Source organism: Ochrobactrum sp. SFR4 (assembly GCF_019730395.1).
In the GTDB taxonomy this organism is placed as follows: domain Bacteria; phylum Pseudomonadota; class Alphaproteobacteria; order Rhizobiales; family Rhizobiaceae; genus Pseudochrobactrum.
This window is the reverse complement of the sequence record NZ_JAAPBB010000001.1, coordinates 138,679-164,359: the sequence shown is the minus strand read 5'-3', so window position 1 is coordinate 164,359 and position 25,681 is coordinate 138,679. Positions and strand designations below refer to the sequence as shown.

Annotated in this window: 26 protein-coding genes; 14 read left to right on the top strand and 12 right to left on the bottom strand. The window is 53.3% G+C overall.

Annotated features, from left to right (window positions below; all coding sequences use genetic code 11):
* Positions 1-36: 36 nt before the first annotated feature.
* Together HBA93_RS00690 and HBA93_RS00685 are read right to left on the bottom strand one after the other, a co-directional pair.
* Complete coding sequence (locus HBA93_RS00690; RefSeq protein WP_221721982.1) at positions 37-735, bottom strand: aspartate/glutamate racemase family protein; 699 nt, start codon at positions 733-735, stop codon at positions 37-39.
* A gap of 4 nt (positions 736-739) precedes the next feature.
* Positions 740-1,375: a flavin reductase family protein gene (locus HBA93_RS00685; protein WP_121993889.1), complete on the bottom strand. Its 636-nt coding sequence runs from the start codon at positions 1,373-1,375 to the stop codon at positions 740-742.
* Positions 1,376-1,561: 186 nt separating this feature from the next.
* On the opposite strand from HBA93_RS00685, the gene HBA93_RS00680 reads away from it, so the two are divergent.
* Positions 1,562-2,752 (top strand): M24 family metallopeptidase, encoded by a 1,191-nt coding sequence (locus HBA93_RS00680; protein WP_221721981.1) that lies wholly within the window; start codon positions 1,562-1,564, stop codon positions 2,750-2,752.
* 53 nt (positions 2,753-2,805) lie between these two features.
* Here the strand turns inward: HBA93_RS00680 and HBA93_RS00675 are convergent, their stop codons facing one another.
* The 3 genes from HBA93_RS00675 to HBA93_RS00665 all read right to left on the bottom strand — a co-directional run bounded on the left by HBA93_RS00675 (position 2,806) and on the right by HBA93_RS00665 (position 5,059).
* Positions 2,806-3,093 (bottom strand): PTS sugar transporter subunit IIB, encoded by a 288-nt coding sequence (locus HBA93_RS00675; RefSeq protein ID WP_022710189.1) that lies wholly within the window; start codon positions 3,091-3,093, stop codon positions 2,806-2,808.
* A gap of 23 nt (positions 3,094-3,116) precedes the next feature.
* A complete protein-coding gene (locus HBA93_RS00670) occupies positions 3,117-3,578 on the bottom strand; it encodes a PTS sugar transporter subunit IIA (RefSeq protein ID WP_221721980.1) in 462 nt (153 codons plus the stop codon).
* Between the two features lie 71 nt (positions 3,579-3,649).
* The gene (locus HBA93_RS00665) at positions 3,650-5,059 is read right to left on the bottom strand and encodes a PTS galactitol transporter subunit IIC (protein ID WP_221721979.1); all 1,410 of its coding nucleotides are present in this window, start codon (positions 5,057-5,059) and stop codon (positions 3,650-3,652) included.
* Positions 5,060-5,450: 391 nt separating this feature from the next.
* Here HBA93_RS00665 and HBA93_RS00660 point away from each other — a divergent pair, with 391 nt between their 5' ends.
* From HBA93_RS00660 to HBA93_RS00645, 4 genes are all read left to right on the top strand, one after another.
* Positions 5,451-6,770, top strand: coding sequence for an NAD(P)H-dependent oxidoreductase (locus tag HBA93_RS00660; RefSeq protein WP_221721978.1), 1,320 nt, complete (start codon positions 5,451-5,453; stop codon positions 6,768-6,770).
* Between the two features lie 69 nt (positions 6,771-6,839).
* A complete protein-coding gene (locus HBA93_RS00655) occupies positions 6,840-7,877 on the top strand; it encodes a thiamine pyrophosphate-dependent dehydrogenase E1 component subunit alpha (RefSeq protein ID WP_122092356.1) in 1,038 nt (345 codons plus the stop codon).
* Between the two features lie 7 nt (positions 7,878-7,884).
* Positions 7,885-8,883: an alpha-ketoacid dehydrogenase subunit beta gene (locus tag HBA93_RS00650; RefSeq protein ID WP_022710184.1), complete on the top strand. Its 999-nt coding sequence runs from the start codon at positions 7,885-7,887 to the stop codon at positions 8,881-8,883.
* 2 nt (positions 8,884-8,885) lie between these two features.
* On the top strand, positions 8,886-10,217 hold the full coding sequence (locus HBA93_RS00645) for an acetoin dehydrogenase dihydrolipoyllysine-residue acetyltransferase subunit (RefSeq protein WP_221721977.1): 1,332 nt from the start codon (positions 8,886-8,888) through the stop codon (positions 10,215-10,217).
* Between the two features lie 107 nt (positions 10,218-10,324).
* Here HBA93_RS00645 and HBA93_RS00640 read toward each other — a convergent pair whose 3' ends face one another.
* The gene (locus HBA93_RS00640) at positions 10,325-10,972 is read right to left on the bottom strand and encodes a hypothetical protein (protein WP_221722178.1); all 648 of its coding nucleotides are present in this window, start codon (positions 10,970-10,972) and stop codon (positions 10,325-10,327) included.
* A 205-nt stretch (positions 10,973-11,177) separates the two neighbouring features.
* Here HBA93_RS00640 and HBA93_RS00635 point away from each other — a divergent pair, with 205 nt between their 5' ends.
* The 5 genes from HBA93_RS00635 to ptsP all read left to right on the top strand — a co-directional run bounded on the left by HBA93_RS00635 (position 11,178) and on the right by ptsP (position 15,943).
* Complete coding sequence (locus HBA93_RS00635; RefSeq protein WP_221721976.1) at positions 11,178-11,612, top strand: transcriptional regulator GutM; 435 nt, start codon at positions 11,178-11,180, stop codon at positions 11,610-11,612.
* Positions 11,613-11,665: 53 nt separating this feature from the next.
* Positions 11,666-12,466: a PTS glucitol/sorbitol transporter subunit IIC gene (gene srlA / locus HBA93_RS00630; RefSeq protein ID WP_221721975.1), complete on the top strand. Its 801-nt coding sequence runs from the start codon at positions 11,666-11,668 to the stop codon at positions 12,464-12,466.
* Between the two features lie 16 nt (positions 12,467-12,482).
* On the top strand, positions 12,483-13,475 hold the full coding sequence (srlE, locus tag HBA93_RS00625; protein WP_075654241.1) for a PTS glucitol/sorbitol transporter subunit IIB: 993 nt from the start codon (positions 12,483-12,485) through the stop codon (positions 13,473-13,475).
* Between the two features lie 89 nt (positions 13,476-13,564).
* The gene (locus tag HBA93_RS00620; protein ID WP_221721974.1) at positions 13,565-13,945 is read left to right on the top strand and encodes a PTS glucitol/sorbitol transporter subunit IIA; all 381 of its coding nucleotides are present in this window, start codon (positions 13,565-13,567) and stop codon (positions 13,943-13,945) included.
* A gap of 27 nt (positions 13,946-13,972) precedes the next feature.
* Positions 13,973-15,943 (top strand): phosphoenolpyruvate--protein phosphotransferase, encoded by a 1,971-nt coding sequence (gene ptsP / locus HBA93_RS00615; RefSeq protein WP_221721973.1) that lies wholly within the window; start codon positions 13,973-13,975, stop codon positions 15,941-15,943.
* A 46-nt stretch (positions 15,944-15,989) separates the two neighbouring features.
* Here ptsP and HBA93_RS00610 read toward each other — a convergent pair whose 3' ends face one another.
* Positions 15,990-16,742 carry a hypothetical protein gene (locus HBA93_RS00610; protein WP_121993899.1) on the bottom strand — a complete coding sequence of 251 codons (753 nt, stop codon included), beginning with the start codon at positions 16,740-16,742 and terminating at the stop codon, positions 15,990-15,992.
* Between the two features lie 140 nt (positions 16,743-16,882).
* Between HBA93_RS00610 and HBA93_RS00605 the strand changes: the two genes are divergently transcribed.
* Positions 16,883-17,935 carry a sugar-binding transcriptional regulator gene (locus HBA93_RS00605; protein ID WP_221721972.1) on the top strand — a complete coding sequence of 351 codons (1,053 nt, stop codon included), beginning with the start codon at positions 16,883-16,885 and terminating at the stop codon, positions 17,933-17,935.
* Positions 17,936-17,988: 53 nt separating this feature from the next.
* On the opposite strand, the gene HBA93_RS00600 is transcribed toward HBA93_RS00605, so the two are convergent.
* The 4 genes from HBA93_RS00600 to HBA93_RS00585 are packed head-to-tail and all read right to left on the bottom strand — an operon-like array spanning position 17,989 to position 22,852.
* Positions 17,989-18,987, bottom strand: coding sequence for a TRAP transporter substrate-binding protein (locus tag HBA93_RS00600; protein WP_221721971.1), 999 nt, complete (start codon positions 18,985-18,987; stop codon positions 17,989-17,991).
* Between the two features lie 26 nt (positions 18,988-19,013).
* Positions 19,014-20,843 carry a TRAP transporter large permease gene (locus tag HBA93_RS00595; protein ID WP_221721970.1) on the bottom strand — a complete coding sequence of 610 codons (1,830 nt, stop codon included), beginning with the start codon at positions 20,841-20,843 and terminating at the stop codon, positions 19,014-19,016.
* A gap of 2 nt (positions 20,844-20,845) precedes the next feature.
* Entirely contained in the window at positions 20,846-21,976 is a 1,131-nt protein-coding gene (locus HBA93_RS00590; RefSeq protein WP_221721969.1) for an LLM class flavin-dependent oxidoreductase, read from the bottom strand.
* A 39-nt stretch (positions 21,977-22,015) separates the two neighbouring features.
* Entirely contained in the window at positions 22,016-22,852 is an 837-nt protein-coding gene (locus HBA93_RS00585) for an ABC transporter substrate-binding protein (protein ID WP_221721968.1), read from the bottom strand.
* Positions 22,853-23,107: 255 nt separating this feature from the next.
* Between HBA93_RS00585 and HBA93_RS00580 the strand changes: the two genes are divergently transcribed.
* Genes HBA93_RS00580 through msuE form a run of 3 tightly spaced genes read left to right on the top strand, consistent with a single transcriptional unit; the run spans position 23,108 to position 24,715 of the window.
* Positions 23,108-23,482 (top strand): ArsR/SmtB family transcription factor, encoded by a 375-nt coding sequence (locus HBA93_RS00580; protein ID WP_221721967.1) that lies wholly within the window; start codon positions 23,108-23,110, stop codon positions 23,480-23,482.
* Position 23,483: 1 nt separating this feature from the next.
* A complete protein-coding gene (locus HBA93_RS00575; RefSeq protein ID WP_221721966.1) occupies positions 23,484-24,158 on the top strand; it encodes a glutathione S-transferase family protein in 675 nt (224 codons plus the stop codon).
* On the top strand, positions 24,155-24,715 hold the full coding sequence (gene msuE / locus HBA93_RS00570; protein ID WP_221721965.1) for an FMN reductase: 561 nt from the start codon (positions 24,155-24,157) through the stop codon (positions 24,713-24,715). Before HBA93_RS00575 ends, msuE begins: the two co-directional genes overlap by 4 nt.
* 9 nt (positions 24,716-24,724) lie before the next feature.
* Here the strand turns inward: msuE and HBA93_RS00565 are convergent, their stop codons facing one another.
* Positions 24,725-25,618, bottom strand: coding sequence for a DMT family transporter (locus tag HBA93_RS00565; protein WP_221721964.1), 894 nt, complete (start codon positions 25,616-25,618; stop codon positions 24,725-24,727).
* Positions 25,619-25,681: the final 63 nt, after the last annotated feature.

Below are 25,681 nucleotides of genomic sequence, written 5' to 3'. Positions count from 1 at the left end.
TGGCCGGAGGTTTTTCAATAGCTTTAGTGTGCGTAGTTATTTCACACGCGGATAATCATAGGCACCGGCTTTGGAAGTGCGATATCCGGCGCTGACATAAGCTTCTGCCAGTTTGACCGCAGCGGTCACACCGTCAATCACCGGCAGACCGCAACGCTGTTCCAGCCGTTCGCACAGTTCAGACATACCGGCACAGCCGAGTACAATCGCTTCTGCATGGTCTTCGCGTTTGGCGCGCTCGATTTCCTGCATCAGCATTTCTTCCGTATGGCAGGCATCTTCTTCCAGTGCCAGCACCGGCATATCAATCGAGCGTACGCGACGACAATGATGGGTGGCACCATATTCCTGCACCAGATCCTCAATAATCGGCACCGAGCGGGGCAGGGTGGTGACGACAGAGAAGCGTTTGGAAATGGTCATGGCAACCTGCACAGCGGCCTGACAAATGCCGAAAACCGGCCCGCCGGCAACTTCACGGGCGGCATCCAGTCCCGGATCATCAAAACAGGCGACAACATAGGCATTAAAGCCATTCGCTTCACCTTCGCGGATGAGCTGCAGCATAGAAGGAACAGCCATCGCTTCATCAGCATGACCTTCAATACTGCGCGGGGTGTCTGCCGGATTGATTGCTTCAATGACGGTGGTCGGCAAAGCTGCGCGGCGGGCGCTGCGTTCGGCCTGATCGGTCATGGATTGGGTGGAGTTCGGGTTGATCAGAAGAATGCGCAAAACTTCAACCTTTATTGGTCAGGCGATCCTGAAACGCAGCTAATCCTGGCGATTTCAGTACAAACTGGTTATCGGAAGCGATGTAATTATCGGCATGCAGGCGGGCGATCGGCTGATAGACCTCCGGATTGACATAGCGGCCTGCCTCATCCAGACAGTCGCGGCGCACATGCATATGTACGACCTCACCAAGCACAATCACACGGCGCTCATAGTCGATCAGCCGTTCTACCCGACATTCCATGGAGCACGGCGATTGAGGCAGCCAGCGTGAGCAAACCTGCGTTCCGGCCTCTGAAGTCAGTCCGGCCATGGCGACTTCATCGACATCCGGCTCAAAACCGATCCCGCAAACCAGCATGGCGTCGGAAATCGCCATATCCACCATATTCACGGTAAATTCCTGTGTTCTGCGGATATTGAGAACCGTATCTTTTTCCCGACCGTCCTGCCTTGTCTGAATACCGAGAATGACAATCGCAGGATCATGGGAAAAGACGTTGAAAAAGCTCATCGGGGCGGCATTGTCCTGCCCGTTTTCCGCGCGGGTTGTGACCAGAGCAATCGGGCGCGGGCCGACAAAATTTGTCAGCAACCGGTAGCGATCCTGCGGATCCATGCGCGTGAAATCAAAATCCATTCATGTTCCCCCGTTTATTGTTGTGGAGTCGGTTCAGCTTAGAAAAATTCGGTAATATTGTCTACAAATATGTTGTCAATAATATCTTTCTTTGTTTGCAATTAAAGAAAGGAAATCTGCTGTATTCGGCAAAGCTAAGCTGATATATGAGATTGCAAATCCTGAAAGAAACGGAAGGTCTGGCTGATGATTGGTGGTTCTGATTACGCTACGGAGCTGAGCGCAATTCGCCCGTGGGTTGATATTGCACCGGCAATATCCATTTCGGAGCGGCTGGAGCGTATTGAAAAAGCCCGCAGACTGATGGCGGAGAGTGGCGCAGACGCGCTGATTGTTGGTGCAGGCACCAGCCTCAATTATTTCACCGGTATCGGATGGGGCATGATCGAGCGTCTGGTGGCGATGGTGTTGCCGCTGAAAGGCGAACCTTATCTGATCTGCCCGGCTTTTGAGGCGGGTTCTCTGGAAGCCGTGCGGATTATGGATGCACGCATCCGCCTCTGGGAAGAGCATGAAAACCCGTCTGAGCTCGTGGCGCAAATTCTGAAGGATGAGAATTGCAAGATTCTTGCTATTGATCCGGCGCTGCCATTCGGCATGGCCAGCAGCATAAGCAAAGCTGCACCTTCCGTAACCTTGCAGGATGCAAAGGGGATTATCGACGGTTGCCGCAGCGTGAAGTCACCGGCAGAAATTGCGATCATGAAACAGGCTATGCATATGACACTGGAAGTGCATCGCCGTGCCGCCCGCATTCTTCATGCCGGCATCAAAGCCAGCACAGTTCGCAATTTCATTCATGAAGCCCATAAGGCTATCGGTAGCAATGGCAGCACTTTCTGTGCCGTGCAATTTGGTCGCTCTACGGCTTTTCCGCATGGTCTGCCGCAGGATGATGTGCTGGCTGAAAACGATGTGGTGCTGGTGGATACCGGTTGTCTGGTGCAGGGGTATAATTCCGACCTGACGCGTACCTATATTTTTGGTACGCCGACTGCCGAACAACAACGCATCTGGGATATTGAAAAAGAGGCACAATTGGCGGCTTTTGCGGCTGCTAAAATCGGTGCAACCTGCGGCTCTGTGGACGATGCAGCGCGTGTGGTGCTTGAGCGCCACGGTCTCGGACCGGATTACCAGTTGCCGGGTCTGCCGCATCGTACCGGCCACGGTATCGGGATGACTATTCACGAAGCGCCTTATCTGGTGCGTGGTGATCAGACCGTTCTGCAAGCAGGCATGTGCGCTTCCAACGAGCCGATGATTGTCGTGCCGGAAAAGTTCGGCATCCGGCTGGAAGATCATTTCTATATGACTGAGCAGGGCGCGGAATGGTTTACTGAGCCGGCTTTCAGCATGACGCAACCATTCGCGTGAATTAAGAAAAAGCCGCTCAGTTTTGAGCGGCTTTTTTGTTTCCGGAGCGTGAATTATTTGCGCAATTCGGCTTCAATTTCATCCAGAACCTTGTCTTTGCCGATGCCGGTCAGAAAGGCCAGACCTTTGATAACCGGCTTGGTCACAGATGCTGAGATCGGTGTGGTGGAGACGATGAAATCCACATTATCTGCAAGAGACGGCACTTCCGTAGCTTTGGCCTGCTGAGCGTTGAAAGTGAGGCCGCGCTTTTTCATTTCCTCGGTTACAGTGGCATTCACCGCAGTTGAGGTGGCGATGCCGGTGCCGCAGGCAAAGAGAATGGTTTTCTGTTTAGCCATGAGGTCGCTCCTTATAATATTATTTAACCGAGTAGTTTTTTAAGGTCGTCTGTTGTCTGTGCCAGTTTCAGCCCGTCGAGAATCTCCGGTGACTGAATTGCGCCCATAATGGATTGCAGTGTTTCAATCTGTTTGTCCTTGTCATTAATGGCAAGCAGGAACACGGTGCCGACGCCGACTGTTTCCTCCGGATCTTCCATATTCGCGAAATCAACCGGTGTTTTCAGCGTGGCCATGGCAATTGCTGCTTTCAGCACATGCTCTGGATCAGTGTGTGGCACAGCCACATTGTCAGCTCGCTCCAGCGGCAGGCCGGTCGGCATGGATTGCTCGCGTTTCACAACCGCATCGGTATAGCTGTCTTTGACATAGCCGAGCTGATGCAACCGGCTGGCCAGGAGACGGATAACCTCCTCATTGGTTTTTGCCTCAACGCCGAGCAGAATTGCATCAGCTGTAAGGGAATTGAAGAGGCTGGTAGCCATCCTGTTTCTCCGTTTACTATGAATATTGTGCATTTACCCCGCGATAACGGGGTAAATGCTTCAGATGATTGTCAGGTTGCGGCCTGATCTGCAGACTCATCAGCGGCACCGGCTGCACGCTCCCAAGCCAGCGTATTGCGGCGGTAGAGTACAAACAGGGCAGCCACAACTACAGCCAGTACACCGATACCGGCAACGCCAAGCCACTGAATTGCTTCAATGATAACATATGGAATCCACAGGAAGCCATCGACCACCGAAGTAATCTGCAAAGCATTATCCGGCAGCTTGAAGCCTGAAGAGACGGCGGCGCTGGTGAATAGCGGTGCCAGAGCATTAGCCACATAGAAGCCGATTGTCAGCGTGATTGTACCGACAATAACCATGCGGAACACATTGCCTTTCAAAAGCGGGGCTGTAAGCGCCACGATGAAAGGAATAACCGCAAGATCAGCAAACAGGATAACGCGGTTGCCCGGCAGGATAACCGAGAGCAGGATCGCAATCGGCACAAGGATCAGCGACGAAGAAATCGCAGCCGGATGGCCGATCAGGATCGCTGAATCAAGGCCGACCAGCAATTCGCGGTCGCCGGTGCGCTTGCGCACAAATTCCTGCGCGGCATCAGATACCGGTAACAGGCCTTCCATCAGAATTTTCACCATGCGCGGCAGCAGCAGCATCACAGCGGCCAGTGTCATACCTGTACCGAGAACCTTGGCCAGTACCGTGCCGAAATCACCGGCATTGTAAAAGGCGATGGTTCCCAGAACTAAACCTATAATCAGGCCGAGCACCACCGGTTCCCCGAAAACACCAAAGCGGCGTTCAATGGTTTCTGTGCTGATATTGACTTTGTTGATGCCCGGGATGCGGTCGAGCACCCAGTTTACGACAATGGCAATCGGCAGAATTTGCGCCGATGCAATATGCGGAACAGAAATGCCTGGCACATCATAGAATTGCTGAACGGCACGCGCTGACCAGTCGGCAAATAGCAGCGACAGCGCGGCAACCAGAGCGGCAATGGCAATACCATAGGCCAGATTGTCGGTCGCAGCGACAACGAGCGATCCGATAAAAGCGAAGTGCCAGAAATTCCAGACATCAACATTGAGTGTGCGTGTCCAGCGCATCAGCAGCAATGCAATATTGACTGCGATACCGACCGGAATAACCCACAGGCCGACGGAAGAGCCGAAGGCAATGGCGGCGGCAGAAGGCCAGCCCACATCAACAATGTCACGCTTGATGCCGGTATTGGTAACGATTGCCTGCGCCACTTCACCGATTGAGGTGAACATCAGGCCAAGCACCAGATTGATACCGATAAAGGCAACGCCGATGGTAACGGCCGCGCGAAACGCCTTGCCGACCTTTGCCCCCAGGATGACGGCGATAATAAAGATCACGATTGGCAGCAGGACTGTTGGCCCCAGTGTATCAATCGCGGATTTCAAGCCATTCAGGAATTTATTCATATCTCCAAGCCTCCCGGGATATGTAAGAGCGTTATTATGTTGTGATGCAACATTTGTTTTTTAGTTAATACCAAAGTGTATCTGCGAAATTTATATCCAAGTCAATCGGGGGCAAATATGACCTGAAGAATTTCGCTCTTAATAAGCCGTGTTTTTAGCAGAAAATATACAGAAATTTACGCAGCTCAGAATTTTTCCCTGATGCCACGCATTGGTTTTCGTGACGCTGCGGCGGCATAATTTTACGTTCCTGTACCGTGGCATGCGACTGTTTTACCGCAGATGAATTGAACAGAGGTATTGACTTGAATACAAATGTTCAATACCCGATTATAGAACTGATAAAATCAGACAGAGCGCCAAGCACCCAAAACGCTCTCAGGAGGAACTCATGACCACCAATGTTGCGCTGACAGGGCTTGCCCGCGATATGAAAGCCCGTGCTGATAGCGGCAGGCCAATTCGTATCGGCCTGATCGGATCAGGTGAAATGGGCACAGATATTGTGACCCGTGTTGCGCATATGCCTGGTATTGAGATTGGTGCTATTTCCGAATTGCGTGTGCCGAATGCGCTGAAAGCTGTTGATATTGCTTTTCAGGAAAGTGGTCATGGCCGCGAGGTTAATACTGCATCTGACCTGACAGCCGCTATGGAAGCGCACAAAGTTGCTATAACCGACAATGCTAATCTGATCCTTGAGAATGATCTGATTGATGTAGTGATCGATGCGACGGGCGTGCCTGCCGTTGGTGCGGAAATCGGTCTGCGTGCCATGGAGCACGGCAAACATCTCGTCATGATGAATGTTGAAGCGGATGTAACTATCGGCGCTTATCTGAAGAGTGAGGCTGACCGCCTCGGTGTTACCTATTCACTTGGTGCCGGTGACGAGCCGTCATCCTGCATGGAGCTGATTGAGTTTGTGTCTGCTATGGGACACCCGATTGTTGCTGCCGGTAAAGGCAAGAACAATCCGCTGAACATTGATGCGGTGCCGGACGCCTATATGGAAGAAGCAATCCGCCGCAATATGAATGTGCGCATGCTGGTGGAATTTGTGGACGGTTCCAAAACCATGGTGGAAATGGCGGCAATCGCCAATGCCACCGGTCTGGTACCGGACAAAGCCGGTATGCATGGTCCGGCCGCAACGCTCGATCAGCTGTCCTCAACCCTGATCCCTGAAAAAGATGGTGGTGTGCTCTCCCGTGTGGGCGTTGTCGATTATACGATCGGCAAAGGCGTGGCACCGGGTGTGTTCGTCGTTGCTGATATGTCTCACCCGCGTATTTCCGAGCGTATGGAAGATCTGAAAATGGGTAAAGGCCCGTATTTCACATTCCATCGTCCTTATCACCTGACCTCGCTGGAAGTGCCGCTCACCTGCGCCCGCGTCGTGCTCTACGGTAAGCCGGATATGGTGCCGCTGGATAAGCCTGTGGCGGAAGTCGCAGCTGTGGCCAAGAAGGATATGGCGGTCGGTGAAACCCTCGATGCTATCGGTGAATATTGCTACCGCGCATGGATCATGACGGCCGGTGAGGCACGTAGCGCCAAAGCCATTCCGTGTGGTTTGTTGCAGGGCGGTATCGTTACTGCGCCGATCAAAAAAGGTGAGTTGATCACCTATGCCAATGCCGCTGTGGCAGCAGGTTCCAAGATCGCAGAATTGCGCGCCCGTCAGGACAAACTGGTCTACGGCGCCTGATAGTTTTGAATTTGATGTACGGTCTCATCAGGCCCCCGTTCTGATGAGTGCCTTGAGGAGTAAACTTTGATGGCTCAGGTCAAAAAGGCTCAGACGGACGACAGCGCGAAGGGTGATTTGCGCAATCTGCCCTTTGCTTTCCGTGAATATTCACCGGAAAAGCTCAAAGAAGCGCTGCATAAAATGTATCTGATCCGCCGCTTTGAAGAGGGGGCGGAAGAAAGCTATATGCGCGGACTTATTCACGGCACCATGCATCTGTCCATCGGACAGGAAGCCAGTGCTATGGGAATTTGTCTGCCGCTGGAAGAAAATGACATGATCGGCTCGACCCACCGTGGCCATGGCCATTGTATCGCCAAAGGTGCTGATATTGGCCGCATGTTTGCCGAGTTCTTCGGCAAGGAAACCGGTTATTGCAAAGGCCGCGGCGGCTCCATGCATATTGCAGACGTTTCCAAGGGCAATCTCGGTGCCAATGGTATTGTCGGCGGTGGTATTCCGATTGCTGTGGGTGCTGCGCTGTCGGCCAAGAAACAGAAAAACGGCAAGGTCGTTATTTCCTTCTTTGGTGACGGGGCCAACAATGAGGGCGCGTTTCACGAAGCACTGAACATGGCTTCGGTCTGGAAGCTGCCGGTGGTTTTTGTTTGTGAAAACAATGGCTATGGCATGTCAACCTCGACCAAACGCTCGACAGCGGTTGAAAATATTGCTGACCGTGCGGTGGCCTATAATATGCCGGGTGTGATTGTTGACGGTAATAATCTCTCTGACGTTGCTGAAGCCGCTCATGAGGCGATTGAACGTGCGCGTCGCGGTGAGGGGCCGACCCTGATCGAGAATAAGACCTATCGTCTGCGCGGCCATTCCAAGAGCGACCGCAACCGTTATCGTACCAAGGAAGAGATCGAGGATTGGGCAACCAATCGTGATCCGATCGCCCGTTTTGAGACTGATCTGAAAACTTACGGCTTCATCACCGATGCCGAAATTGAAACAATCCGCACCAATGTCGAAAAAGAGATCGCTGACGCTATCGAGTTCGCCAAGAACAGCCCGTCACCGGATCTCTCCAATCTGACACGCGATGTATACACGGACTGATAGAAAAATGGACACGACAATCCGTGAGTTGAGTTATTCGCAGGCTATTCAGGAAGCGATGGCAATCGCCATGGAACGCGATGAGCGCGTTTTCCTGATGGGTGAAGATATTGGTGTTTACGGCGGTGCTTTTCAGGTCACCGGCGATCTGGTGCATCGTTTCGGTGAAGACCGTGTGATGGATACGCCGATCTCCGAGCTTGGCGGTGCCGGTGTTGCTGTTGGTGCAGCGCTGACCGGTATGCGCCCGATTTTTGAATTCCAGTTCTCTGATTTTGCGGCGCTCGCAATGGAGCAGATCGTCAATCAGGCGGCAAAAATTCGTTACATGCTGGGTGGTGCGGTTTCCGTGCCTCTGGTGATGCGCTTCCCTGCCGGTTCCGGCACCGGTGCCGCAGCGCAGCACAGCCAGAGTATTGAGGCGTGGCTTGGCCATGTGCCGGGTCTGAAAGTTGTCCAGCCTTCCACCCCTTATGATATGAAGGGCATGTTGCTGGCAGCGGTTGAAGATCCTGATCCGGTGATGATTTTCGAGCATAAGCTGCTTTACAAAATGAAGGGCGAAGTGCCGGAAGGCTATTACACCGTGCCGCTTAACAAGGCGAAAGTGGTGCGTGAAGGTACAGACCTCACCATCGTTGCCTCAGCGATTATGGTGCATAAAGCGCTGGATGCAGCGGCAGAGCTGGCCAAAGAAGGCATTAATGTTGAAGTGATTGATCTGCGCTCTGTGCGCCCGATTGACCGCGAAACCATTATTGCCAGTGTGAAGAAAACCTCGAAACTGATGTGTGTTTATGAGGCGGTCAAGACATTGGGTATCGGCGCTGAAATCAGTGCGCTTGTCGCGGAAAGCGATGCATTTGATTATCTCGATGCCCCGATTATTCGTCTTGGCGGTGCGGAAACACCAATCCCTTATAATCCTGATCTTGAACGGGCAACGGTGCCGCAGGTGCCTGATATTCTCAAAAGCGCCCGCGAACTTGTGAAGGGGGCGCGCTAGTCATGGCGGTTGAAGTCATCCTGCCTAAAGTTGATATGGATATGGAGACCGGCCAGATTTCGCGCTGGTACGCCAAGGATGGCGATACGGTCACCAAAGGTCAGTTGCTGTTTGAGATTGAAACAGACAAAGCCGCTATGGAAGTGGATGCACCGGCATCCGGTATTCTAGGCGATGTGTCTGCTGCGGAAGGCGCAGTCGTGCCGGTCGGTCAGGCTGTTGCATGGATCTATGCTGAAGGTGAAGAGCGGAAGGTTGTCAGCCAACCGGTTGCAGAACCCGTTGATGAACCGTACGTGCAGCCTTCAGTCTCTGAAACCCCCGCTGTGCAACCGGTTATTACCTCCGTACCGGTTGCACAGACTGAAATTACAGGCATTCGTGCGACACCACTGGCACGCAGACTGGCAAAAGATGCAGGTCTTGATCTGAATGCGGTACAGGGCTCCGGTCCTAAAGGTCGTATTCAGAAGAAAGACATAGAGTTCAGCTTGACGGCTGCGGCACCTGCTGTTTCGCCGGTGCAGGCCACCGTATCCCGTCCGGTTGTCACATCACCGGCGCAAGGCGCGCTCAATGCCGTCTGGTTGCGCCAAGGTGAAAGAGGGCAGCTGCCGATTGTGCTGATCCATGGCTTCGCGTCAGATCTCAACAGCTGGCGTATGCTGCTGGCCGGCGGTACTTTGCGCAATCCGGTTCTGGCGCTTGATCTGCCAGCCCATGGCGGCTCACCGCGTTACGTGCCGGAGAGTATTGATGCGATTGCGGCCAGTGTGGAAACAACGCTGGCAGCTCATGGGGTTGAAGCCTGTATTCTGGTTGGCCATTCCATGGGCGGTGCTGTGGCAGCTGTCACAGCCGATCGCGGCATTGCGGATGTGCGCTCGCTGGTTCTGATTTCTTCTGCCGGTCTCGGCCCGCAGATCAATGGTGCATTCCTCAACGGTTTGGTGCAGGCCAAAAGTGAGGCAAGCATTGTGCCCTGGCTGAAAGAACTGTTTGCCGATGAAAACATGCTCTCCAGAGCTTTCATCAATGCAACGGTTGTGCAGGCTCAGGATACGGAACTGCGCGCAGCACAGGCCGGTATGGCGGCGCATTTATGTGCGGACAGTACCCAGACGTTTGAAATCCGCTCAAGCCTTGAGGGGCTGGCAATTCCTGTACGGCTGATCTTCGGTGCGCAGGATCGCATTATTCCCGTGGCTCATGCCCATGGCCTGCCGGGAGACGTGGGTGTGCATGTGTTCCGCAATTGCGGACATATGCCTCAGCTGGAGCAACGTGATGCTGTGCTGCGTATCATCGGAGAGTGCAGCAGGGCAGCACAATAAAACTGCAGAAAACAGGTTGCATACCGTTCCCTCTGTATAGCCTGTTCTTCTGATCCACCCCCGCAGGATGCAAGGTTTTCCTTCCATCCTGCGGGGATTTTTTAATTTTAATTCTGTGATGGCTGCGTAAGTGCAACGGCAGGATGGTCCGCGCCGAGTGCGCGCTGCACTGCTGCGCGTGCCGAGGCAAAATCCGGCATCACCCAATTGGGTTCCTGTCCCAAAAATTTGTCGAGAAAGGCAATGGCAAAACCCGGCATTTCAGACGCATTCTCACGATATGTCCACCAGGTGCGCAGATCATTGGCGCTCTGGTCAATATCAGGACTTGTTCCGAACTCCTGTTCCTGTATCGCGGCAATCGCGCAGATACAGTAATTGGTATAAAGAAAACCTTCCGGCCAGAAACGGATGATTTCGTTTAAATTCTCCATCTCGCCTGTCAGAACTTTATCCGGCGCGCTCACTGCTTTGGCGGGGCTGAGGCGGATCAGTTCTTTAAGAACCAGACCGGCGGCAAAAGTAATGAAATCCTTACGGTCTACAGCAGCATAATGCTTGTTCTGATTGACCAGCTCGATCCAGTTGAGAAAGGCTTCCGTCAGGCGTTTTTCATCAATATCATAGCGCATACCGGTCATCTCGGTAATCAGACCGGCATGTTTTCGCAAAGTTGCCCGAAACCAGCGCAGCTGACGCAGCCTGTGCCGTAAATCAGGCACATTTGCCATCTGGTTTTTGAATAGCAGATCCATCATGAGCTCTTTCTTGTATCGGTCTTTTATGCGGGCACTTCATTGACAGTAATCATAAGCGATGACAGGAGAAATGTCATGGTCCATTCGCTTTGACCTGCGTGTAATGAATTATACATATTGACATTGAAAAAAACAAATGTTCTCTAATTCACTCGGGAGAATGAGCTGATGACGGGTTCAGAGGCAGTCGGGAGGATATCGTATGGCGATATGGCAATGGGCATTATTAGCTTTGGCATTGCTCTGGGGTTTCCAGTCGCTGGGTGTCTGGTTCCAGATGCGTCACTATACCGATGTCATGAAGGGCATCAGCAATAAATACAAAGACGGATATGTTGGTGCCGGTCATGTGCGCGGGCGTTTCGGTAAGGGCGTTATTGTTCTGATCGTGGTGGACCGTGATCTGGTTGTGCGCAGATTACTGGAGATGAGTGGTCGCACAGTCTTTGCCAAATTCACCCGTCGTGATGCTTTTGAAGGGCTGACACTGGCCCAATTGCGGGAGCAGCTGGAGCAGGAAAAATTTCAGCCGGCTGTGGCACATGCGGTGCGTTCTGCAATCGAACAGGCTGAAAGGCTGGCTGATACGTCTGACGGAGAGACCGGACTAACCGGTCTGAAGACTGTGGAAGCCTGAACTAAAAAGAGTAGGGGAGGTCGCATTTCCGATGCGGCAATCAGGGAGGTAATATGTCAATTACAGCAATGTTGGCACAACATGCCGACGTCACCATGCAATCCCTGCACCATGCGGGGGGGCTGGTATCCGACGCAGTGTTAAACGCGGGGCTGCACAGCAAAATGGCAGTGCAGCAAAACGGCAATGATCTCGTGGTTCTGGCGCAGGCCAGCACTGATACGGGAACAGCGGCTGCAACCGGCGGCAATATCACTGTCGATCAGTTCCGTGAACGCCTGCAAAATGTGCAGCAGGAAGAGCAGCTGGGCTGGCTCACTGCTTTGGGTAAACACTTTATCGGTGTGTTCCAGAAGGGCGGCGAGGTTCTGACCGGCTTTGTTACCGGCATCATCCCGACATTGATCGTGCTGATGACCGCTTTCTACGCGATCACCGAACTGGTGGGTGAAAAGCGTGTGCATGGTCTGGCGCGCGGTGCCGGACGTATCGCGCTGACCCGCTATACGGTTTTGCCTTTGCTTTCGGTCTTCTTCCTGACCAATCCTATGGCTTATACTTTCGGTTCGTTTCTCGAAGAAAAGCACAAGCCTGCATTTTACGATGCTGCGGTTTCCTATGTGCATCCGCCGCTTGGTCTGTTCCCGCATATCAATCCGGGCGAGTATTTCGTCTGGGGCGGCATTCTTGTGGCGCTGCTGGAACTGGAAAAGAAGGGCGCAGTGCCGGGCGGTTATCATATCACGGTGCCCATCTGGTATGCGCTGGTCGGCCTCGTGGTGATCCTGCTCAAAGGTATGCTGACAGAACGTATTACCGCCATTATGGCGCGCCGTCAGGGCATTGAGCTCTGAGGGGCGGGAGGGGAACATGGCAAAAACCTATAAATCCGTAACGATTAATCCGGGTTCCGGCGGCTGGGGCGGCCCGCTGACCATTCAGCCGACCGAACAGCGCAACAAGGTTGTTTCTGTCACCGGCGGCGGTATTCACCCGATTGCCCGTCAGATTGCAGATCTGACCGGCGCAGAAGCGGTTGACGGCTTTAAAAGCCCGCCGATTGAAAGCGAAATGGCTGTTGTAATCGTGGATTGCGGCGGCACAGCACGCTGCGGTGTGTATCCGCGCAAACGTATTCCGACCGTTAATGTGATGCCTGTTGGCCAGTCCGGTCCGCTTGCGCAATATATTACCGAAGACATTTATGTGTCGGGTGTGAAGTCTGAAAATATCGCCCTTGCAGATGGTTCCGCACCGGCTGCTGCCGCTGCGGCACAGACCAAGGCTGAGGCGCCTGCCGCTGCACCGGTTGAACAGCCTTCTGAAGGCGGTCTGATCGGCTTTATCAGCAGTGTCGGCCGTGTAATGGGCGGTATTGTCGGCGTGTTCTTTAATGCCGGTCGCCGTACCATCGATCAGGTTATCCGTAATGTTCTGCCATTCATGGCCTTCGTTACAATGCTGATCGGCTTTATCCTCTATACCGGTATCGGCGATATTCTTGCACAGCCGCTGGGACCGCTTGCCAATAATATTATCGGCCTGCTGATCCTGTCCGCAATCTGCGGTCTGCCGTTTCTGTCACCGGTACTCGGGCCCGGTGCGGTGATTGCGCAGGTGGTTGGTGTGGCAATTATCGGGCCGCAAATTGCTAATGGTACAATTGCTCCGGCAATGGCTCTGCCTGCACTGTTTGCCTATAACACACAGGTCGGTTGTGACTTTGTGCCGGTCGGTCTGGCATTGGGTGAAGCCAAGCCGAAAACCATCGAGATCGGTGTGCCTGCGGTTCTCATCAGCCGTCAGATCATGGGGCCGGTTTCGGTGCTGATTGCATGGGCTGTGAGCCTGATGGTTCTTTAAAATACACAATACAAAGAGCGGTCTGGTCGTCAGGGGCTGACCGCTCTTTCAATACTAATTTGAATGACAGATTGAAAGGTTCCGCCATTATGACAATTTCTTTTAAAACGCGGATTACCGCTGTGGGTCCTGAAGTGGCGGATCTGGCTGAAGGCGGCGTAGTTATCCTGTTTGCTGACGGCTCTCCGTCAGAACTGGCTGAGGTATCTGTGCTTCATGCGGTGGAAGACCAACCGTCTGCAGAAGCCCCTGCTACCGGCGCAAAGATCAGCATCGGTTCTCTTGAGGCGACTATCACTTCTGTCGGCTCCAGCGCGTGGCAAAAAGTGCTGGATATCGGCCATGTGGTGATTTCGTTCAACGGTTCTGAAAGCACCGAGCGTCCGGGAGAAATTTGCGCTTCCGAAGTGGATACGCAGGCGCTGGTGGCACAATTGCAGGCCGGCGCCGCTATTATCATTCACGCATAATATTTAGACGACTGAAACAGGTATAGCATGGAACGCTCGACAATCGTACGGGTGCATGAAGGTTTACATGCACGGCCGGCTACCCGCTTTGTGAAGCTTGCCAAGAGCTTTGAATCGGACATTGAGATCGCTAAAGCGGACAAAAGTGTCAGCGCAAAAAGCTCTGTGAAGCTGATGCTGCTCGGGGTCAAGGAAAATGACACGGTGACCGTACGAGCCGAAGGTGCAGATGCGATTGAGGCACTGGAAACGCTGATCGGCTATCTGGAAAATCCGCTGTCGGGTCTGGATGAAAATGCGGATGCTCTTGTTGCTGCGAGCGTGCCAGCACCTGTTGAAATAGCCGTTCCGGCTGTTGCGCAGGCAGAGCCGGAAGATGCCGGTTTTATCACTGGTATTGCGGCCAGTGAAGGTGTGGCAATCGGGGAGGCCTATCCGTTTTTTCCGCCGGAAATCGCTGCCGATAACCGCACGTTGAAAACCTCTGAAATACCCGCAGAACTGACCCGCTTTCATGACGCTGTCGCGCATGTTCAGCAGCGCATGGATGCGGAGTTGAAAGCGGATAATCTTGCCGAGAGCGATCGCGGTATTATTGCGGCATTGAAGGATATTGCTGCGGACGAGACCTTGCTTGATGAAGCAACAGGCCTGATCCGTGGCGGGCTGGATGCGCTCTCCGCCATGCTCGGTGCCAGTGCAGCCGTTGCCCGTCAGTTCTCAGAGATTGATGATCCTTATCTCAATGCCCGTGCCGATGATGTGCAGGCCGTTGGCCGTCAGATTTGTCTGGCGCTTCTGGGACAGCAGGATATCAGTCTTGAAGCCTTGCCGGATGGTGCCATTCTGATCGCTGAAGATATCGGCGCATGGGATTTCGCCCGCGCACCGCTGAAAAAAATCGGTGCGATTGTCTGTGGCCATGGCGGCGCAACCTCCCATGTGGCGATCATTGCCCGCACCCATGGTATTCCGGCGGTGCTCGGTCTGGGTAAAGCGGTGCATCAGCTGAAAGAGGTGAAGCAGATTGCGGTTGACGGCAGTAAAGGCCGTGTTGCGCCGGATCCTGATGAAACAATATGTGCGGATTTCAAGCAGCGTATTACAGACGCGAAGCTTGAAAAACAGGCTTTGGAAGCCTACCGCACCATGATCCCGCAGCGGTCAGATGGTACGGTGATTGAGGTGGCCGCTAATCTCGGTGCGCTGGAAGAAATTGAGGTGGCGCAGGCCGCCGGTGCGATGGGCGTCGGCTTGTTCCGTACCGAGCTGCTGTTCATGAAACATATGCATCTGCCATCGGAAGATATGCAGACAGAAACCTATTCGGCTTTGCTGAAAGCTTTTGCACCTTATCCGGTGATTGTGCGCACGCTTGATATTGGCGGGGACAAGCCGATTGCCGGTATTGAATTTCCGCAAGAGGAAAACCCGTTTCTCGGCTGGCGCGGTATCCGTATGTGTCTTGACCGGCCGGATATTTTCAAGCCGCAATTGCGTGCCCTGCTGCGTTCTGCCGTGCATGGTCAGCTTAAAGTCATGCTGCCGATGATCTCGGATGTGGCGGAAATCCGTGCAACCAAAGCTTTAATTGAAACCTGCCGGCAGGAACTGCTCAGTGAGGGCAAGGCTTGCGGTCAGTTTGATCTTGGTGTGATGATTGAAACGCCTGCCGCTGTTTTCGCCGCACAACAGCTGGCACAGGAAGCCGCTTTCTTCTCAATCGGCACCAATGATCTGACCCAATATGTCATGGCTGCAGACCGGCTTAATCCGACCGTTGCCAAGCTGAATGATGTTTCACATCCGGCGGTAATGGCTGCCATTGAGATGACAGCAAAAGCAGGCATTGAGGCCGGTATTATGGTGGGAATGTGCGGTGAGGCGGCAGCAAGGCCGGATCTGATTGCAGAATTTATCCGCATGGGGCTGACAGAACTGAGCATGAGTCCCGCTTCAATCCCGCGGGCAAAGAAGCTGATTTCTGAGCTTAAATAAATTTAAACACCGCCGTAAAATACATTCTTATGGCGGTGTCTTGTCTTTACGGCAGATGAAAAATCAGTGTGGCAAATAGTTTTTGCAGAGCCGCTTCATCCTTGTTCTGCAAGCTTTCAAGAATACGCTCGCCGCGTGCTTCCACTGCCAGCAGGGCGCTTTCCAGATTATCAATATTTTCCATATCCACCGGTTTGGCCGTTGCCAGACCGCAGGCCAGACTAATGGCAGCAAAGCCCGAAATCAGGGCTTGTTCGGACAGGCTGCTGGACTGGCGCACCGGTTGCTGGCGCAATATTTCCTGAAACAGCGCCGTGCACAGTCTGGCAGTCTGCTGGATCACATCTGTTTTCGGGTCATGCAGGCGGGCAATATCCGCACTATAGCGCTGTTTCATATGGTTATAGACCGACATGAAAACCGCTTCCTGAATCAATACATTTTCAGCTTTATTACGGCGTAATACGGCTTTGGTCAGATAATACATATCGCGATGAAACGCGCGCTGCCCTTCTTGTCCGCTTGTGAAATAGAAGCTCAAACCCTGCACATCCGGCGCATTTTCATGAATGGACGGATTGTCGGAAACCAGTGAAATAGAGATATTTTCGGCCGTACTGAATGCTTTATCCATCACGGTTGCCGCAACATGTGCGGCACGGGTGAGGACAATATCCGGCAGGATTGCCGGTTCTGCAACCTCATTCTGACCGTGACGGGTACGGCGCAGGGCATAACGCAGGCCTCGCAGCTTGTCTTTGATACTGACGGCGATGTCGTTCGGAATGTCCTGATGCATGGTCGTTCATCCTGCGCGCATGATGCGGGTATAACCCGAAATGATGACGGGATTATTGTTTCTTCATGGCGGAAAAAGCAATAAGCTGCGTGCAGAAAAACATGCGTATCGGCCGGTCTTTCAGCGGGCAGTATAAGTATATGCAAAATATTCGGGGAATTGGGTTGAAAAGCACGAAACGCAAATCGGGTAATGTTCAGGAAACACCGGAATTTATCGTCGGATCAGAGAGCGTCGCCAGCGAAAATAAGACCAACCGGCTGCGCACCCGCGCGGCATGGATGTATTATGTCGAGCAGATGACCCAGAACGACATTGCGGATGTGCTTGGTGTCGGTCGTGTAACAATTGTGCGGTTGCTGGCTGAAGCCCGTGCCCGCAATGAGGTGAAAATCACGATTGAAGGCAAGCTGGCCGGTCTGACTGCTCTGGAAAGAATGCTGGAGCAGACCTTCGGGCTGGAACGGGCAATCGTTGCGCCATTGTCAACACCGGAGACCGATCCGATTGTGCCGATTGCCGCTGCAACCGGTGCCTATCTTTCCGAAAAAGTACAGCATGGCATGCGTATTGGTGTGGGCTGGGGGCGCACATTATCCGGCACTTTGCAGCATATCGGTGCGCGCAGTCTTAATGATCTTAAAGTGATTTCGCTTCTCGGCGGAATTGCACAGCCGCGCCGGTTCAATCCGCCGGAATTTGCCTGGCAATTTGCGCAGATTTTTCAGGGCGAGGGCTATCTGATCCCCGCACCGGCACTGGTTGACAGTCAGGAAACCCGCGAGGCATTGGTTGAGCGCTGCGGTTTGAAAGACGTTTTCGAAATGGCTGATGATCTGGACATGGTTCTGCTCAGCATCGGCGGCATTGAGACGGCCAGCAGCACATCTTATCGTGTTGGTCTGATTGATGACGCGCAGAAGCGCTCTTTGATTGAGAATGGTGCAGTCGGCGATATGCTGTTCCATTTCTATGACCGCAATGGCGAGATCGTTGCCGATCCGGTGCATGAGCGCGTGATGTCGGTCAGTATGGATAAGTTGCAAAAAGCTCCAATGCGTATCCTCACTTCCGGCGGGCCGGAAAAAGTTGTGGCATTGCTCGGTGCGATGAAACTGCTGAAGCCAACGGTTTTCATCACCGATGAAATCAGTGCCGCTGAAATGCTGAAGAAATATCAGGTTGAGAGTTAAAACTCTAACGTCCCCCTCCGGCTGAGGAGGGGGATGGCTAGCTGACCCTTGGATTAAAGATTTTTGATCGCATTGATGCGATCAATACCACCGACAACCGGTGCAAAATCATCCCAGACGGTCTTTGCACCGGCCTGCCACTGGTCATAATTTTCCGGTTGCAGAACCTGCGCACCATGCTCTTTGGCCGTGGTGATCGCTGCGGCTTCATCATCAACGATCAGCTGATTAAAATAGGTGGTGGCCTCTTGGGATGCTTCCTGCAGTACCTGCTGCTGCTCGGCGTTCAGGCCATTCCAGAAATTGGCAGAGAAATAGACCACGCCCGACGCCCAGATATGGCTGGTTTCCGTGACAAACGGCACCACCTCATAGAGTTTGAAACTCGCATAGGCGGATTTTGTCAGATCCATCGCATCGGCAACACCGGTTTCCAGTGCATTATAGGTTTCGGTGATCGGAATGCCCACAGGCGTGGTGCCGAAATTACTCCAGAGCTTGGTATGCAGCGGGCTTTGAATAACACGGATACGTTTGCCTTTAAGTTGCTCCGGTTTGGTCACGGCCTCTTTGGTCAGCAAATGCCGTGCGCCGTAATTGATGAAGCCGGTGGCAATAAAATTCTGAGCCTTCAGTTTTTCTTTCAGATCATTGCCAGTCTCGCCCTGCACAGTTTTCAGCACATGGTCAGCATCTTTGAACAGGAATGGCAGGTCGAGAATTTGCAGTTCCGGCACCCAGCCGGACAAAGCGGAAACTGTGGAGAGACTGCCTTGCACGGAACCAAGGCGGATACCCTCAGCCACTTCCTTCTCACCACCCAAAGCACTGTCTTTGACGATATTGAAACGGAATTGTCCCGGCAGTTTTGCTTCCACGAGATCACGGATTTTCAGCCAGATTTTGGTTTCCGGCTTATCATCGCCGAACAGTGAGGCAATCGTGATGGCGGTTTTGGCCTGTGCCGTACGGATGAGGGCTGGCATGGCAAGTGCAGTTGCAGTGCCGAGCGTGGCTGTGCGCAGAAAATGGCGACGGTTAAGCGTAATCATAGCGGATAATCCTTTATGCGGACGGGTCAGATGAGCAAAGCCCATGCGCCGAGAATGACGAGAGAAAACAGCAGAGCGATGAAATAGGGTGTCATGGCTCTGAAAAGGGCGGTGGCGGGCAGGCGGGTAACACCGCTGACTACAAAGACCAGCATACCAACTGGTGGTGTTAGTCCCCCTATCATCAGATTGACCACGAGGATGACGCCGAACATCACCGGATCAATACCGGCGGCAACCGCAATCGGCAGAAAAATCGGACCGAAGAGCAGAATTGCAGCGCCGATATCCAGAACAAGACCGACAACCAGTAGCACGAGATTGATGATGATCAGGATAACAACCGGATTGGCACCGAAACCACTGACCAGATCGGAAATCGTGCCGGAAATATCATCCACCGCCAGCAGAAACGCGAAGGGACTGGCCGTGCCGATCAGCAGGCCGATCGCAGAGGCCTCTTTGCCGGATTGCCTGAAAATATCATAGAGCGAAGTGATGCCGATTTTGCCGATCGCAGCCATGATCAGCGTATAGATTGCGGCAATGGCGGCGGCCTCCGTAGTGGTGACAACACCCATGCGGATGCCGACCACAACGATAATACCAAGGCCAAAAGCTGGTATAGCACCAATGGCTGCCTGTACACGCTCCCGCCCACTGGCACGCGGTTGTGCAACCTGTTCCTTCACTGTCAGGTGAATGGCTACAGCGAGGCACACGGCCATGACAGCACCGGCAAAGAAGCCGCCGACCAGCAGAGCACCGACGGAGAGATTGGTTGCTGCTGCGAGAATAAGAAAGGCAATCGACGGCGGGATGACATTATCCAACACGGAAGTGGCCGCTATAATCGCACCGGCCTGTGCAGGCGGATAACCACGCTTCACCAGTTCAGGCTGAAAGGTTGCCGAGCTGAAAGCGGCATTGGCGACAGAAGAACCGGAGGCACCAGAAAACAGCACACTGGTCAGCAGCGTGGTTTGTGCCAGTCCGGCACGGCGATGCCCAACAAGAGAAGAGGCACAATGCACGATTTTCTGGGCAATACCCGCGGCGGTGAGCAGGCTTCCGGCCAACAGAAAGAACGGGATCGCCAGCAACAGGAATTTGGAAACACCGGTGACAGTGGAGGAAACCACAGCCGGTTCCGGCAAGGTACTGCCAAAGGCAATGGCAATATAGGCACCGGCGAGAAAAGCATGCGGCAGAGGTGCTGCAACCAGCAGGCCGGCTAGTGCGATCAGACCCAGTACAATACTCGGGCTCAAATCCGTATCAATATGGCTATGACTGACCGCGATATAGAGCGCTGTCGCTATAATACCGGCGATCAGGATGTCAGCGGTTTTATTCTCGCTGATGCGCTGCAATCCCAGTACAATCACGATAAAGAACCCGCCCAGCCCGAGAAAGCCGAACCTGATCCATTCCGGCAGACCAAGTGTCGGAGAAATGCCGCCAAGTAAGGTGGCAATACGTGCACTGCCGAAACTTAAAATCAGCCCGCTCATCAGTGTGAAAACATCGGCAAAAACCGACGTCACACGCTGACCGGCAGGAGACAAACGCGAAGTCACCAGATCAAGCCGCATCGCCAATGCCGAATTGATGGCCAGCGGTGCGCCGAAGGCGATCAGAGCAACATAGAGCCATGTCGCCAGCTCTTCAGAGCCGAGAAGACCGGTATTGAAGCCGTAGCGCAGCACAACCGTTGTCAGCACAATCAGCAGCAGTGCAGCCAGCAATGTGGCGCAGATTGCCCCCAGCATGGCCTCAATACCTGCCAGCAATGTTCTGGCAAGTGACTGAACCGGTGTGGCTGCAATTGCGGGATAGGTCTTCACTGTACTCATCATCAGGCCGTTTTGAGCTTGGAGAGGTCGCGGTCAAACAGAGTTGACCATGTATAATGCTTTGCTTGCGTTACTTCGGTCGAAACATCAAGGCGTGGCAGCACAGTTTCTCCGAAACGATAGGCTTCCTCCAAAAGCGGCATGCCGGAGAGGATGAATGTTTCCACACCCGCTTCACGATAGGCTTCCAGTGTACGGATAACCGTATCCGGCGAGCCGACAATGGCTGTGCCAGGCCCCGGACGGACAAGACCAATGCCTGCCCAGAGGTTCGGCGCAATTTCCAGATCACGCAGGTTCTCAGGCTTAACGCCGCCATGCAAAGCGCTCATCCGCTGCTGGCCAACGGAATCCGTATTGGAAACGAAACGCTGATTAGCGGCAATGGATGCGGCATCCATCTGGGCATAGAGATCATTGGCGACTTCCCATGCTTTGGCATCTGTATCACGCACAATCACATAAAGGCGGATACCATATTGCATGGTGCGGCCGAATTGCTTGGCGCGTTCTTTAACCTTGGCGATTTTCGCACCGATCTGCTCCGGCGTTTCACCCCATGACAGGTAAGTGTCGGTATGCTTGGCGGAAACATCGAGCGCTTTATCGGAGGAGCCGCCGAACCAGAGCGGCGGCGGGGCAATCGTATCCCCCACCGGCAGTGCGAGTTTGGCGCCCGTCGTGGAGAAATATTTGCCCTGATAATCCACGCTCTCACCGGCAAACAGCTTGTGCCAGATGGTCAGATATTCATCGGCCATGTCATAGCGTTCATCATGGGGAATGTTCGTACCATAGGCGCCGAGCATTTTGGCGTCACCCGATACGACATTGACCAACAGGCGACCGTTGGAAAATTCCTGAAAACTCGTAGCCATTTTGGCAAGCAAAGTCGGCGCAATCAGACCCGGATGGATGGCAACGAGGAATTTCAGCCGCTCCGTATAAGGCAGCAGTGAATTGGCCAATCCCCATACATCATGGGCGCCGGTGGCAAAGAGTGCGCCGGTATAACCCAGCTGGTCATAGGCCATGGCAAGCTGCTTGTAATAGCCGAGATCAACCTTGCGGGAACCTTCAGGCTTCCACGGATAGGCACCGTCAGGTGCGCACATATACCAGAAAATATTCATATCATTGTCCGTATTCTTAAATTTAGGAGATTGTGGCGATCAGGCAGCTTGCGGATAAATCTGAGCAAGGCGGTCAAAGTGACCATGACGATGCAGAACCTCTGCTTCTGTCTGCTGTTCTGTGAGAATGATGTCATCAGCCGGAATGATGGTGAAATCGCGAGAGGCAATTACCTTTTCCCAACCTCGCAGGCTGGCTTCCGTTGCACCGCTTTCCACCAGCCTGCGGGCGGCCTGATGCGGATCTGCTGTGATTTCGCGGCCGATACGTGCCAGCTCCTGTGCAATTGCTAAGCGGGTTTCGAAATCAAGTCCGCTGTCTTCAAGCGTCCAGAACAGAGAGCGGTTAGGAATGGTGGAGCCGCAACGTGAGAGCAGACGGATATCATCACGCTCAAGTGCATTTTCCAGACGCGGTGCCATGGCAATCCACGCATCAACACGCCCGTCGAGCAGAGCTGGCAGGGCGTCATTCACTTCCGGCTCGACGCGTTCAATATCAGCGAGGTTGAGACCGGCCTCTTCAAGATTGCGTGCCAGATAATAAGTCTGGAAAGAACCGTCGACCAGCCCGATACGGCGGTGCTTCAGATCAGGAATGGATTTGATCGGGCTGTCAGCGCGCACCAGAATTGCGCCATTGGCAGGGCGCGGAGCAGAGGCGGCAATATATTTTACCTTCAATCCGTCCAGTGCGGCAGTAATCGGTGGCGTTGAGCCGGTGCCACCAAAATCAATCTTGCCTTCCGCAATCAGGCGGCCGGTGTCGCGCCCTTCACGATAGCTGACAAACTCACCATCCAGTGCGGCAAAGGCATCAGGCCAGACTTGTGCGATACGCAGATGCAGATTGCTGGGATGAACACCGATTTTCATAAACTGCCCTTTCAGATGGCAGGCAGAAACCGGAATTCTCTGCCTGTGGTACTGAGTTACAATTTACGTTTTTGTAAAATGAATGCCAAAGCGGGCTGTTCTAATTTTGCGCGGATTTGTAACGGATTATTCTAGTTTTTGACACGGGCGCAGGTCATAATTTTTAACGCTTTAATTTATAACATATTGATTAATATTGGTTATCAATATATTTTTTTATAGAATGTTTGCGCGTTGGTTATAAAGAGAGGTTTAATGACCAAGCCGGTTGCAGCCCGTTTATGCCGTTCGGTCACTACAGCGAGTGACCTGCTCAAGCTGATTGCCAATGCAAACCGGCTGGCGCTGGTCTGCTATCTGATGGAGCAGGAAGCGCAGGTCGGTGAGCTGGAAGCGGAACTGCGTATTCCGCAGCCGAGCCTGTCGCAACAATTGAGTATTCTGCGTGAGGCAGGTGCCATTGCTTGCAGACGCGACGGTAAGACAATGATCTACAGCGTGGCTGATCCGCGTGTTGAGCAAATTGTGCTGCGGTTGCGGGAGATTTTTGACGGGCTGGAAGATGTGACCGGACGTAATATGATAAACCGTCCATCATCCGACGCGATGCCTGAGTTAATGTTCGACTGATATGATTGATCTCTACACATGGATAACGCCCAACGGGCTGAAAACCTCCATTGCGCTGGAAGAGTTTGGCTTGCCCTATCAGGCGCATGCAATTGATCTGACCAAAGGCGAGCAGTTCTCGGATAGTTACCGCAAGATTAATGCAGGTTCTAAAATTCCGGCGATTATCGATCATTCAAACGGGCTGGCATTGCTGGAATCCGGTGCAATCCTGACATATCTCGGAGAGAAGACCGGCAGATTTTTGCCAGCCTCAGGCGCTGAACGTTATGCAGTGCTGGAATGGGTTTTCTGGCAGGTTGGCGGTTTTGGCCCCACACTTGGCCATGCGCATTATTTTCTGACCTATCATCCGGATGCGGCGCCGGCAGCCTCCGCGCTCTTCGCGCAGGAAACCAAACGGCTTTATGAAAAGCTGGAGCTGCATCTCACCGGCAAAGACTATCTGGCAGGAGACTATTCCATTGCCGATATGTCGGTCTGGCCGTGGGTGTCACGTTTTGAACGCCATAAAATCAATCTTAATGATTATCCTGCCGTACGGCGCTGGTATCTGAAGATCGCGCAGCGTGAAGCTGTGCAACGCGGTTACCGCGTACCGGTTTTTACGGGAGACATTCCTTTGCCTCTCCCGCTGACACATGACACATCTGAAAATTCCGAGGAAAGACTATGACTGCGCCCCGCATAACCGGATTTTCCGGCAACCTCACCAGCCCGTCTAAAACCCGCGGCTTTGTTGAACATATTTCCGGACAGGCAGCTTTGTCGCTTGGCGGTGTGTCATCCGTCTATGATATTGCCGATCTGGGGGCATCTTTTCCGGCTGCACGCTGGCCGTCACAACTCGACAAGCAGGCTTCTGATATTGTGGATGAAATCGCTGCGGCTGATCTGCTGGTTGTCGGCACACCGACCTATAAAGGCAGCTATACAGGGCTGTTCAAACATTTCTTCGATCTGCTCGATCCGAAATTACTGCGTGGCAAGCCGGTTATTCTGGCGGCAACCGGCGGCGGTGACCGCCATTCGCTGATTGTCGAGCATCAGTTGCGCCCGCTGTTTGGCTTTTTCGAAGCTTTTGCATTACCGACTGCAATCTATGTCTCAGACCGTGATTTTACCGATGGCAAGCTCAGCAATGTGCTGATTGAGAACCGCATTGCACAAGCGGTTTCTGAAGCTGTGCGTGTGGTTTCCGGCCATCATTATCAACAGCAAGCTGCTGAGTGAGGGTTTCACTCAGCGCAGCATAATCAGTGCCATTCCGGCGACAACCAGCAGCGCACCAAGCCATGCACCATTGGCGGGGCGTTCACCGGTGCGCAGCCATAGTAGCGGCAGAATAATCACCGGTGTTGTGGCCGAGATGGTGGAGACGATACCGACTTTGCCGCCGGAAAGTGCAAAGAGCAGCAAAGTCATGCCCAATGCCAGCGAGAGAAAGCCGGTCAAAGCGGTGAGGAACGCAATCTTCAGCGTAAAAGGTTTTTTCGGTTTGAGTGCCGGAAACGGTAATTGTGTCAGCACGGTCAAACAGCAGGCGGCAATACCGACGCGGAGCAGGGATGCCAGTGCCGGATCAATACCGCTGGCCATCACAGGGCGTGCGATAATCGAGCCGATGGCCTGACCGGTCGCTGCTGCCAGCCCCAGCCCGACACCGATCCACAGCGGGCCTTTGATCTTTTCCCATTCATGGATTTGCGCACGGCGCTTGCCGAACAGAATGGCCAGCAAAACGCCGGAAATGGTGATGGCAATACCAAGCACACCCATAGGCGATAATGTTTCATCCAGCAGCAGCCAGCCAAGCACGGCGGCAATCGGCGCATTGAGGGCAAACAGAATACCGGAACGGCGGGGGCCAAGACGGTTCAGAGCGGTAAACAGCAAAGAGTCGCCGACAAAAATCCCGATCAGGCCGGAGAGCAGCAGCGGCACAGCGCTATCCCAGCTGAGATCCTGCCATGTACCGGTGATCAGCACATAGATCAGTAATAATCCGGTGACGAAAACCTGTCTGCCACGGTTGAATGCCAGTGCGCCGACATGGCCTGCCGGAATAGCGGAAATAATACCTGTAAACGCCCAGCAAGTCGCGGCTCCGAGTGCGGCGAGTTCATATACAGGCATAGTCGTGATCCGGATGCAGGATGAGAAATGTTTGAATAACAAAGGCTTCTACAGATACAAAGC